This is a genomic window from Rathayibacter sp. AY1C5 (assembly GCF_002931705.1).
In the GTDB taxonomy this organism is placed as follows: Bacteria; Actinomycetota; Actinomycetes; order Actinomycetales; family Microbacteriaceae; genus Rathayibacter.
In genome coordinates this window covers 182393-193599 of the sequence record NZ_PSWD01000003.1, presented here as the reverse complement: position 1 = coordinate 193599, position 11207 = coordinate 182393, and the positions used below count along the sequence as shown (strand labels likewise).

Below are 11207 nucleotides of genomic sequence, written 5' to 3'. Positions count from 1 at the left end.
GCTCGTTCATCGATTCAGCTCGGAATGCCGGAGGAAGCGGGGGTCTGCGCGGAGGCGAGCGAGCGTCGCCGCTCTCCTCCCCTTCCCGCCTCGTCCTCGACCTCGGCCTGCAGCGACGAGCGCCTCGTACACGGCGCCGTGCAGCGCTCCCACGAGGGAACGCTCGCGCTTGGACAGGTCGGGTCGCTCCCTCTCTCCGTGCCGGCGCGCTCGCTCGAGGCCCGCCTCCAACGCCGCCGGCGACACGGGGCCGTCGAACAGCTCCACCCAGCCGCTCCCGACCTCCGCGGCGAGGGCCCGCGTCGATCCGGTCGCCGGGACCAGGATCGTCTTCCGCGCGCCGAGGGCGAGCAGCGCGGCTCCGGAGTTGTAGAGGTACTTGTACGGCAGGGTGACGAGGTCCGCGCCTGCCAGGAGCTCGTCCAGCTCGGCGTCGTCGATGTGGCCGAGCCGCAGGTGGACGCGACCGTCGGCTCCGACCGCTCTGCGCACCTCGTCGGCGTACTCGGGGACAGCGGCCGCGCCGGCGATGACGAGTTCGCCGTCGGTGAGTGCGCTGAAGGCCGCGATCAGCTCCTCGAGTCCCTTGTAGGGCCGGATCTGCCCGAAGAACAGGATGCGCCGACCCGCTTCACGGGGGCCCGGGACAGAGGCCGACTCCGGATAGGCGCCGTGCAGGACGACGACTCCCCGGTCCAGGTCGTTCTCGTCGGACTCGTTCAGATAGATGCGGACGTCCGTGAGCCGGTCCAGCCAGCGCGCGAGGAGAGTCTCGACGGCACTGCCCGATTCGTGCGGTCGGAGGTTGTGCATCGTCACGACGACCGGCGTCCCCGACGCGAGCAGCCGGGCGATGAGCCCGAAGGCGAGGGCGGACTTCAGCCAGCGGCGCGGACCGCGCGGGGCACGGAAGAGGTACTCCGGCCAGTGCACGTGGAAGACGTCGTAGCGCCCGAGAAGGGCACGTCGCCAGGTGAACGCGACCGGTTCCACCGACGCCGGGAACGAACCGACGAGCAGCTCGATGTAGGGGTTGCTCGAGCCGGAGAAGTCCTTCACGGAGAAGAGCGCCCGGATCATTCGCGTGCTTCTCCTTCGTTCGTCTCTTCGGCGGACCGCCCCGGGCACCACGAGACGACCTGGGAGAGGGCACCACGGCCTGTGATCGGACCGCGACACGCCCGCTTCGGCGACGGAGCGGACGACCTCGGCCGGCGAGGGATGGTCTGACGCTACCAGTCGGGTTTCTCGAGGTCCGTCACCCGCCGCCCCCGTCAGAGTTCGGTGATGACGATCTCCGAGAAGCGAGTCACTCCTGCTGTCACCGATCCGAAGGTGAACCGCAGCCGGAAGTGCGTCGCCCACGCAGGAGCGACCCGGTTCCAGGTCGTCTGCTGATAGGTCTTGCGGAAGGGAGCCTGCGCGTTCGCGCCGGCGAGGTCGAGATTCGACACCGGGCGAGCGCTGCTCCGAGCGACGATCGGGATCCCCGACGAGGACACGCCGGTCACGGCGACGAAGGATTCGGACACGTACATCGTGCCCGTCGACGTGGATCCCGCGATGGTGAAGTCGACGCCGTACAGCAGCCCCGCTGTGACGGGGACGTCGATGGAGACCGCCGGACCGGGACCGCCGGCCACTCGGGTCATCAGCAGCTGGTTGCCGCTGGTGGTCAGCGTCATGGACGGGCTGGTGGTGCGGCTCGTCGCGTCGGCGCCGTTGAGGAACGCGTCGACGGGCGCTGCGAGAGAGAAGTTCCCGTCGACGAGCTTGTTCGCCGCCTTCGAATGCAGAATCGACCCCTGCCCCGAACCGCTGCCGTTCCCGTCCGAGGTGACGTGCTGGCTGATACGGACCTTCGCAGTGCCACCGGCGAGATATCCCGATTTCATCTGCGTATTGAACATCGACAGTTGATGGACCTGGATTCCGCCGCCCCACCCTCCTGCAGTGGTCTCGAAGAGGTAGTTGGCCACCGGGACCTGATGGAAGAAGAGGTGTCCGCCTGAGATCGAGATCTGCGCAGCTGTACTCGACCCGGTGACGAACTGCGAGAGCGTGGAGTTCGCGCCGCTCTCGTTGATCTCGATATGCGGCTGGTGCAGGATCACCCGACCCGCGTCGACCTTCACGGCCTGCACGCAGAAGTCGATCGACGTCGAGACGAAGTGCAGCTCGCCGTTCGGGTTGGCGTTGTAGACGCCGAGGGTGCTGGTGCCGATACCACCGCCGATGAACTTGATGTTCTCGCCGTAGTTGACTCTGCCTGCGGGCATGGAAACGGCCGTCCTGCAGCGGAAGATGTGGAAGTTGTAGAAGCTGATCAGGAACGCATCGTTCTCGAAGGACACGCCGGTCCCGAAGCCCGAGATCTCCAGGCCCCAGAGTCCGAGCCCGCGCGTGGTGGCGGCAGTCGTGCTGTCGGTGTTGAACAGGATTCCGGTGCTGGCCGTCGCGGACGCTCCCGGCCCCAGCAGACGGAGTCCGGTGATCGCCGCCCTGTTGTTGGGGTAGCCGGACGTGGCACTGCCGATCACCGTGAGAGCAGGACCGCTGGTGATGGCGGTCGCATTCAGCGGACCGCAGGTGAACTCGAGCGAGATGTACGAGGAGTCGATCACGAGGGTGCGCGTGATCTTGAAGCTCTTCGAGATCGTCAACGTGACCTCTTGGCGAGCGGCGACGAAATAGTCGATCGCGGCGCGGAGCTTGTCCTCGTCAGTGGTCCCGGCGAATTCGAGGTAGTTGTGGATTCCGTTGACGCGGGTCGCAGGTATAGTCTCGTCCGCGGCTTCCGCGGCGGGTGCGGCGACGACGGCGGCCGCGGCCGCGGCCCCTCCGTAGCGGAGGAACGTGCGGCGGGATCCGGGTCCTGTTTCGAGAGTCGTCGTCATCTCCTCATGCTCGGATCATCCCGCCATCGGCTGTCGACGGCCGCACCCCCCGACCGCGGAGGGAAGCAGAGGAGACTCTGTCGTTTTCCTGGAACGACGACGCGGATCCATGGTTCCGCCCCTAGAAGGGGGGCCCAAGGGGCGGATCCTTCTTCACGAGCGGCCGCTCTCACAGGATTGCAGGATCAGCAGCTTGCCGAACGCCAGCACCTGATAGATCACCGCCAGAGTCCACTCGCTCACCCGCCGCGGCTCGTCGACCGAGCCGACCGAGAACGGTGTGCGCAGGCAGCGAGACGCGATCGTGCGGACCCGGGTCACATGCGGAGTGGAGGTCATCAGTGCCACCGAGGTCCAGTCGTACTCCGAGGAGAGCGTGTTCAGCTCGGAGATCTCACCGCCCGTAGTGAACGGGGAGGGAGTGAAGCAGACGACTCTGACCTCCTCGCCGGCATCGCATTCGGCTCGGGCGAACGAACCGTTCTCCAGGCGCGGAGTCGAGAGCACGAGGGTGACATCCCGGTGCTCCTCGAGCAGAGCGAGCGCACGGCCGACCCTGCGATCAGTAGCAGGACCCAGCACCACGAGCGCATCGGCTCCCCCCACGGGATCGAGAACGGGGCGGACGAAGAGGGGCACCGCCACCGCGGCGAGCAGTGCGACGGCGAGGAGGACGGCGAGCCACGTGCGCCAGAGGATCCGCAGTGAGCGTGCGGCGGATCGATTCGGGACGACTCGTCGGAGGATCGTGCCGACCAGCGCCCCGACCGCCGTGCCCGCGAGAACCGAGAGGAGGCCGTACAGCACGCCACCGACCGACGGCGGAGTGACGATCATCTCGACGGTCGACGCCCCCTCGAGCAGCGCGAGCACTCCGAGTGCGGGGACGAAGGGGCGACGGCTGCTCGAGGCCACCAGCGCGGCTGCCGCCGCTGCAGCCGGTGAGGCGAGAGCGCAGACTGCGATCCCTTCTCCACCCAGGGCGTGGACGAGACCAGTCGGATCATGGGAGCGGGCGATCCGGACGAACTGCCGCGAGGAGTCCGATCCGAAGGGATCGGCGCAGACGAGCAGGAGCAGAAAGGCGAGGACCGCCGTGGTCCCGGCGACCCGCAGGCGCCACCGGCTCACCGGAGCCTCCCCGGCCGACCGTGTCACGCCCAGCAGCCCGCCTCCGCGGACGCGAGGCGATCGCGCTCGCGTGCGCGCCTGAGGACGGGAAGGACGGGGAGGTCCGAGAAGAGCGTCACAGGAGCGAACACTACCCAGGGGAAGGGACGAGGAGGACCTGAGCGGTCGGGCTTCCGCCGGATCCTCGCCGGCGGGTGGCACGCCGACAGGAGACGATGCGCAGGACTGCGGGTGGACGGGATCGCGACTCCGCCTCAAGCCCTCCGGGTCGGCCTCCGAGCCCGACGCCCCCGGGACCGCGTCCCCGGCGCCGCCTAGTCGTTGCCGAGGATGACGATGGCGGCAGTGGGGGGAAGCGCGTCCTCGTGATAGCGCTCGATCTCGTCGATGGCGGCGGGATCGGCCTGCTGAAGGAAATGGGTGAGTCGCGCGACCTCCTCCGTCTCGCCGATCGAGTCGGCGGCGCGGCGGAGGGCGTAGAGGGCGAGGAGGAAACCGCGGTTGGGTCCGTGGCGCCACGGGATGGGACCCTGGCCGCGCCAGCCGGCGGATCGCAGGAGGTCCAGACCGCGGTGGTAGCCGACGCGGGCGTAGGCGTAGGAGGGGAGGGCCGCGTCGATGCCCCAGACGCTGTCGGCGAGCAGTGCCCAGGCCAGCGGGGAGCGCGGGTGGGCGGCGGCGAGGGCGGCGAATTCGACGGCTCCCGGGTTCGCGTGCTTCGCGAGGGCCGCGGTGACCGCGGGCTCGTCGGGGAGGAGGGTCGGTTCGGGGCCCAGCAGGTTCTCGCCACTCATGCCTCCCAGGCTATCCCGCTCGCGGCTGTGCGGGTCCGGGGTCCGGCCGTCCGGCGCACGGCGGTCGTCCCTCCACAGGGGCGTCAGCGGAGGGAGCCGGGCGGTTCGCCGGTCGTCGCCGTCGTGCGCGGGGGTGCCGCCGATAGCATCGACCCATGGCGACGAACCGCAGTGAAGTCGAGGCCTGGCTCACGGACATGGACGGCGTGCTGGTGCACGAGAACAAGGCGCTCCCCGGCGCGCCCGAGCTGATCCAGGAGTGGACCGATTCGGGCACGCCGTTCCTGGTGCTGACGAACAACTCGATCTTCACGCCGCGGGATCTGGCGGCGCGGCTGCGCGGGTCGGGGCTGCACGTGCCGGAGGAGCGGATCTGGACGAGCGCTCTGGCGACGGCGGACTTCTGCGCGTCGCAGAAGCCGGGCGGGAGCGCGTTCGTGATCGGCGAGGCGGGGATCACCACCGCGCTGCACGAGGCGGGCTTCATCATGACGGAGACGGCGCCGGACTACGTGGTCGTGGGCGAGACCCGCAATTACAGCTTCGAGGCGATCACGAAGGCGATCCGCCTGATCGTCGCGGGTGCGCGCTTCATCGTCACCAATCCCGATGCGACGGGGCCGAGCGCCGAGGGCGTGCTCCCGGCGACGGGAGCTATCGCGGCGCTCATCACGAAGGCGACGGGCAAGGATCCGTACGTCGTCGGCAAGCCGAACCCGATGATGTTCCGCTCGGCGATGAACAAGATCGGCGCGCACAGCGAGAACACCGGGATGATCGGCGACCGGATGGACACCGACATCGTCGCGGGCATCGAGGCGGGCCTGCACACCGTGCTGGTGCTGACGGGGATCAGCGACGAGGCCGAGATCGAGCGCTACCCGTTCCGCCCGGACGAGGTGCTGAGCGGGGTGCACGAGCTCCTGTCGTCGGAGCCGCTGGAGTCGGAGTTCCCGCCGGATTCGGCGGTCTGAGTCCCGGCGGCCCGGCAGCGGGCCGGGCGCCGGTTCCTGACACGGCACCGCGGCTCGCGGGGGTCAGAAGCGGACGTGCTGCAGCACCCAGGCGTGCATCGCGACGGCTGCCGCCGCCGAGGCGTTGATCGACCGGGTCGAGCCGAACTGCGTGATCTCGAGCACGGCCTCCGAGGCGGCGATCGCCTCCTCCGAGAGGCCGGGTCCCTCCTGTCCGAACAGCAGGAGGCAGCGCTCGGGGAGCCGGTAGGTCTCGAGCGGAACGCAGCCGGGGACGTTGTCGACGGCGAGGAGGGGCACGTCCGCCTCCGCGGCCCACTTCACGAGGTCGGCCACCGTCTCGTGGTGCTGGACGTGCTGGTAGCGGTCGGTGACCATCGCGCCGCGCTTGTTCCAGCGCCGCCGGCCGACGATGTGGACGCCCTCCGCGCCGAACGCATTGGCGCTGCGGACGATCGAGCCGATGTTCATGTCGTGCTGCCAGTTCTCGATCGCGACGTGGAACGGGTGCCGCGTGCGGTCGAGCTCCGCGACGATCGCGTCCATCCGCCAGTAGCGGAAGCGGTCGACCACGTTGCGCGCGTCGCCGCGCTCCAGCAGCTCCGGGTCGAGGCGGTCGTCCTCGGGCCGCTCGCCCTGCCAGGGGCCGACGCCGTTCGTGGTGAGCTCCACGGAGGCGGTGGGTCCGGTCGCGGGGGTCGCCTCGTTCTCCTGCACGACGAGCGATCCTACTGGGCGCTCCGCGGCTCGGCCGGGTGCACCGGGCCGGTGCCCGGCGGCGTCCCCCGAAGCCTGAGGGACGGCGCGCGTCAGGCCGCGGGGGTGCCGGCGAGGGAGCCGGTCAGCTCGCCGCCGCCCGCCCGGTCGATGAAGCAGTAGTAGCTGCGCTCGCCCGCGTCCCACTGCTCCTGGGTGACGGGGAACGCACCGGCGACCTGCACGTCGCCGTAGGTCTCGGCCGCGGCGACGTCCACGACGCCCTGCGCCTGGCAGAGCGAGGAGACGGTGACGGCCAGGGCGTCCTGGCCGGGGAACGCCGCGTCGGTCAGCTCCGCGGTGGCGACGAGCTGGGCGGAGTGGGCCCCCGCGCAGTCCACGACGGTGAACTCCTCCGCCCAGACGGAGTCGAAGGGCTCGACGCACTCGCCGCCGAGGAGCGCGCTCCAGGCCCAGGTGCCGACGGGCAGCGGTCCGACGGTCGGGAGGGTCGCGGTCGGCGTGGGCGAGGGGGTCGGCTCCGCCGTGGGCGTCTCGCTGACGACCGGGACGGCCTGCGGCTCTGCTCGGCCGCCGGCGCTCCCGACGGCGATGCCGATCGCGAAGAGCCCGGCGAGGAGGATCACCGCACCCGCCGCGATCAGGCCGATCAGGAGCCGGCGTCGGCTGAGCGTGCGCCACGCGGGCGCTGCGGCGGTCGCCGAGTCGCGTTCGCGGCTCTCGGGTCGGGACCGGGCGGAGCGGCGCTTCCGCGGCGGAGCGGCGTTGACGTGGGCGGCCGCGGGAGCGGTGCGGAAGGGCGCGGGCTCGGCGCGGTCGGCGGGCTCGGCGGCCGGCTCGAGGTTCCACGAGTAGGCGCCGGCGGTCTCGCGCCACAGCTCCTCGTCGCCGCCGTCCTCGTCGGGCTCGTCCTGCGGAGCGACGACCTGCTCCCACACGGGCGGCTGGTCCCAGTCCCCGCGCGGGTCGGGCCACTCGTAGACGGCGGGCGGAGTCGGCTCGCGCGGAGTCGGCGGGGTCGCGCCGACCGGGCGTCCGTCAGCGGGGTAGAGGGCGCCGGAGCGGTCCGCCGGGTCGACGTCGGTCGAGGATCCGGCATCGGGCTCGTCGTCCGGCCGGTGGGCGCTGCGCAGTCCGGCGGGGGCGGTCGGCAGGTCGGCGGGAGGGTCGGTGTGCGGCAGGACCGGGCGCACGGAGTCCGCCCCGCGGCGGTGCACCTCGGTGCGGCCGGCATCGGTGGAGGCGTCGGAGCCGGAGCCGTCGGCGTCGTCGTCGCGGAGGGGGGCGAAGAACGCGTCGAAGGCGTCCTCGTCGGACACGTCCGCGTCGGAGGCACTCGTGTCGCGGGCAGTCGTCCCACCGGCACCCGCCTCGCGGACACCCGTCTCGCGGGCACCCGTCTCGTGCACTCCCATGGCGCGGGCTCCCGTGTCGGAGACTCCCGTGTCGTCGCCCGGAGAGCTCCGTCCCTCGGCGGAGACGCCGTCGCGGTCGGAGGAGCGCTCCGGCTCCACGACCGTTCCGCGATCGGCGTCGGCGTCCTGCTCCTCCACCCGAGCGGAGTCGTCCGCGGGTTTCGGGAGGTCGCCGCCGGCCTCCTCGGCGGCGGGCGTCGCGCTCAGCACGGGCTCCCCCGGCCACAGGCCGACCGGAGCGGCAGGGGCACGGCGCGGCGCCGCGTCGGAGTCGCTGTCGCTCGACGACGGTCCGGCCGCGTCGGCGGAGGAGGCCGACTCGCTCGCAACCCTCCGCTCCTCCGCTGACGCGTGGGCCTCGTCGGCTGCGGACTCAGCAGGACCGGACGTCCGCTCCGCGCGCGACTCCTCCACGGGAGGGACGGGGCGGGGCGAGTCGAAGATGCTCTTCAGGCGGCCGCCGCTGAGCTGCTGGAGCAGCCACTCGCTGCTGCCGACGGGACGCTCCGGCTCGGGTCGCTCCGGCTCGGCACGCTCCGGCTCGGCACGCTCCGGCTCGGCACGCTCCGGCTCGGAGGCCTCCGATCCGGCAGGCTCCGGCTCGCGGCCCTCGGACCCGCGGCGCTCCGGCTCCGGGTGCTCGCCGCCTCCCGGGCCCCCGCCGCGTCCCCCCTCGTCGACCATCAGCTCAGGCCGAGGTCGGCCAGACCGATCGCGGCGAAGTACGGGTAGCCGGCGTCCTCGATGATCTCGCGGGCACCGGTCGCGCGGTCGACGACGACGGCGACTCCTGCGATCTCGGCGCCGACCTTCAGCAGGGCCTCGATCGCCTTCAGCGGCGAGCCGCCGGTGGTGGACGTGTCCTCGACGACGACGACGCGCTTGCCCTCGAGGTCGGGGCCCTCGACCTGCCGGCCGCGGCCGTGGTCCTTGGGCTCCTTGCGCACGACGAACGCGTCGTAGGCGAGACCGCGGGCGGCGCCCTGATGGAGGATCGCGGCGGCGATCGGGTCGGCTCCCATGGTGAGGCCGCCGACGGCGTCGACGCGCTCGAGCGGCGCGATGAGGTCGAGCATGACCTGCCCGATCAGCGGCGCGACCCGGTGGTCGAGGCTCACGCGGCGCAGGTCGACGTAGTACGACGCCTTCTTGCCGCTCGTGAGGGTGAAGTCCCCGTGGAAGACGGCGTCGGAGCCGATGTACTCGATGAGCTGCTGGCGTGCGTCGGTCACGCGCCTACTCTACGGGGCGACCCCTCCCCCGCTCGGGAGCGCGCCCGCTGCGGCGTGCTCGCCCGCCTCGTCGCCTCCTCCGCGGAACTGCGTCATGTAGAGCTCGTAGTAGGCGCCGCGCTGCTTCAGGAGCGCCTCGTGCGCGCCCTGCTCGACGATCCGGCCCGACTCCATCACCAGGATGGTGTCGGCGTCGCGGATCGTGGAGAGCCGGTGCGCGATGACGAACGAGGTCCGGTCGGTGCGCAGCGCGTTCATCGCGTGCTGCACGAGCAGCTCCGTGCGGGTGTCGACCGAGGAGGTGGCCTCGTCGAGGATCAGCAGCGACGGGTTCGCGAGGAACGCGCGCGCGATCGTGATCAGCTGCCGCTCGCCCGCCGAGACGCTGCCGCCGTCGGCGTCCAGCACCGTGTCGTAGCCGTCGGGCAGCTGGCGCACGAAGCGGTCGACCATGGTGGCCTTCGCCGCGTCGACGATCTCCTCGTCGGTCGCGTCCAGGCGCCCGTAGCGGATGTTCTCGCGGATGGTGCCCTGGAAGAGCCACGCGTCCTGCAGCACCATGCCCACGCGCGAGCGCAGATCGCCGCGCGCGAGGCTCGTGATGTCGACGCCGTCGAGCAGGATGCGCCCTCCGGTGAGCTCGTAGAAGCGCATGACCAGGTTGACCAGCGTGGTCTTCCCCGCCCCGGTCGGACCGACGATGGCGACCGTCTGCCCGGGCTGCGCGGAGAAGGTCAGGTCCTCGATCAGCGGCTGCTCCGGGTCGTACGAGAACGAGACGCCCTCGAACTCCACGTGGCCGTCGGTGCGCTGCGGGAGCGACGCGGTCGCCGTCTCCGGCTCCTGCTCCTCGGCGTCGAGCAGCTCGAACGTGCGCTCGGCCGAGGCGACGCCGGACTGCAGCATGTTCGCCATGCTCGCCAGCTGGGTCACCGGCTGGGTGAACTCGCGCGAGTACTGGATGAACGCGGTCGCGTCGCCGAGCGTCAGCTGACCGGAGGCGACCCGCAGGCCGCCGACCACGGCGATGAGCACGTAGGAGAGGTAGGAGACGAAGGTCATCGCGGGCATGATCATGCCCGAGACGAACTGGGCGCCGAACGAGGCGGTGTAGAGGCTGTCGTTGCGGCGGTCGAACTCCTCGAGCATCTCGCGGTCGCGGCCGAAGGCGCGGACGATCTCGAGCCCGGAGAAGGTCTCCTCGATGTGGCCGTTGAGCGCGCCCGTGTTCTTCCACTGGGCGGCGAAGAGCTTCTGGGAGCGGGCGCCGATCACGCCTGCGATCACGCCCGAGAGCGGGATCGAGATCAGCGCGATCAGCGCGAGCTGCCACGAGACGATGAACATCATCGCGGCGATGCCGATGATGGTGAGCACCGACTGCACCAGCTGCGAGAAGGCCTGCTGCAGCGCCGTCTGGATGTTGTCGACGTCGTTCGTGACGCGCGACATCACGTCGCCGCGCTGCCGGGTGTCGAAGAAGCGCAGCGGGAGGCGGTTGAGCTTCGCCTCGATGTCCTGGCGGAGGTCGAAGACCACCCGCATCACGAGGCCGTTGAGGATGTAGCCCTGTGCCCACATGAGCACCGACGCGACGACGTACATCAGCAGCACGATGATGATCAGGCGGCCGAGGACCACGAAGTCGATGCCCGCGCCGGGCACGATGTCGGTCTTGGCCAGCATGTCGGCGAAGGTGCCGTTGCCCGAGGCGCGCTGCTGCTCGATGATCTGCTCGAGCGGGACGCCGGCGGGCAGCTGCGAGCCGATCACGCCGTTGAAGATCGTGTCCATCGCCTGCCCGAGGATCTTGGGCGCGATGACGGTGAGGACGACCGACAGCGAGACCAGGGCGACCACGAGGACCATCCGAGCGCGCTCGGGGCCGAGCAGCGAGAAGAGGCGCTTGGCCGAGGGCCAGAAGTTCTGCGCCTTGCGGGCGGGCGGCCCGTCCCCGAACATGCCGCCGTCACCCTCGCCGGGCTCGAACTCGGGCTCGGGGGACGTCGTCTCCTCGGGGGCGGTGGTGTCGCGTGTGCGCGCCATC

The 11207-nt window shown here is 71.0% G+C and carries 9 protein-coding genes; 1 reads left to right on the top strand and 8 read right to left on the bottom strand.

Annotation, left to right across the window (positions count from 1 at the left end; translation table 11 throughout):
• Positions 1 to 6 precede the first annotated feature (6 nt).
• From C5C57_RS04520 to C5C57_RS04505, 4 genes are all read right to left on the bottom strand, one after another.
• Positions 7 to 1080, bottom strand: a complete 1074-nt coding sequence (locus C5C57_RS04520) for a glycosyltransferase (protein WP_104222797.1) — start codon at positions 1078 to 1080, stop codon at positions 7 to 9.
• Between the two features lie 194 nt (positions 1081 to 1274).
• A complete protein-coding gene (locus C5C57_RS04515) occupies positions 1275 to 2897 on the bottom strand; it encodes a twin-arginine translocation signal domain-containing protein (protein WP_104222798.1) in 1623 nt (540 codons plus the stop codon).
• A gap of 153 nt (positions 2898 to 3050) precedes the next feature.
• Positions 3051 to 4028, bottom strand: coding sequence for an ElyC/SanA/YdcF family protein (locus C5C57_RS04510; RefSeq protein ID WP_104297345.1), 978 nt, complete (start codon positions 4026 to 4028; stop codon positions 3051 to 3053).
• A gap of 314 nt (positions 4029 to 4342) precedes the next feature.
• The gene (locus C5C57_RS04505; protein ID WP_104222800.1) at positions 4343 to 4822 is read right to left on the bottom strand and encodes a DUF3151 domain-containing protein; all 480 of its coding nucleotides are present in this window, start codon (positions 4820 to 4822) and stop codon (positions 4343 to 4345) included.
• A gap of 155 nt (positions 4823 to 4977) precedes the next feature.
• Here C5C57_RS04505 and C5C57_RS04500 point away from each other — a divergent pair, with 155 nt between their 5' ends.
• The gene (locus C5C57_RS04500) at positions 4978 to 5796 is read left to right on the top strand and encodes an HAD-IIA family hydrolase (protein WP_104225721.1); all 819 of its coding nucleotides are present in this window, start codon (positions 4978 to 4980) and stop codon (positions 5794 to 5796) included.
• Positions 5797 to 5859: 63 nt separating this feature from the next.
• On the opposite strand, the gene C5C57_RS04495 is transcribed toward C5C57_RS04500, so the two are convergent.
• From C5C57_RS04495 to C5C57_RS04480, 4 genes are all read right to left on the bottom strand, one after another.
• On the bottom strand, positions 5860 to 6513 hold the full coding sequence (locus C5C57_RS04495; protein WP_104297344.1) for a TrmH family RNA methyltransferase: 654 nt from the start codon (positions 6511 to 6513) through the stop codon (positions 5860 to 5862).
• A gap of 92 nt (positions 6514 to 6605) precedes the next feature.
• A complete protein-coding gene (locus C5C57_RS04490; protein ID WP_104297343.1) occupies positions 6606 to 8612 on the bottom strand; it encodes a septum formation family protein in 2007 nt (668 codons plus the stop codon).
• Positions 8612 to 9160: an orotate phosphoribosyltransferase gene (pyrE, locus tag C5C57_RS04485; protein ID WP_104225724.1), complete on the bottom strand. Its 549-nt coding sequence runs from the start codon at positions 9158 to 9160 to the stop codon at positions 8612 to 8614. The genes C5C57_RS04490 and pyrE overlap by 1 nt, the downstream gene beginning before the upstream one ends.
• Before the next feature lie 9 nt (positions 9161 to 9169).
• Positions 9170 to 11206, bottom strand: coding sequence for an ABC transporter ATP-binding protein (locus C5C57_RS04480; protein ID WP_104273943.1), 2037 nt, complete (start codon positions 11204 to 11206; stop codon positions 9170 to 9172).
• Position 11207: the final 1 nt, after the last annotated feature.

Excerpts from the sequence above, each read along its gene's own strand:
- C5C57_RS04520 (WP_104222797.1), bottom strand. The coding sequence starts at position 1,080 with ATGATCCGGGCGCTCTTCTCCGTGAAGGACTTCTCCGGCTCGAGCAAC.
- C5C57_RS04515 (WP_104222798.1), bottom strand. The coding sequence starts at position 2,897 with ATGACGACGACTCTCGAAACAGGACCCGGATCCCGCCGCACGTTCCTC.
- C5C57_RS04505 (WP_104222800.1), bottom strand. The coding sequence starts at position 4,822 with ATGAGTGGCGAGAACCTGCTGGGCCCCGAACCGACCCTCCTCCCCGAC.
- C5C57_RS04500 (WP_104225721.1), top strand. The coding sequence starts at position 4,978 with ATGGCGACGAACCGCAGTGAAGTCGAGGCCTGGCTCACGGACATGGAC.
- C5C57_RS04490 (WP_104297343.1), bottom strand. The coding sequence starts at position 8,612 with ATGGTCGACGAGGGGGGACGCGGCGGGGGCCCGGGAGGCGGCGAGCAC.
- C5C57_RS04480 (WP_104273943.1), bottom strand. The coding sequence starts at position 11,206 with ATGGCGCGCACACGCGACACCACCGCCCCCGAGGAGACGACGTCCCCC.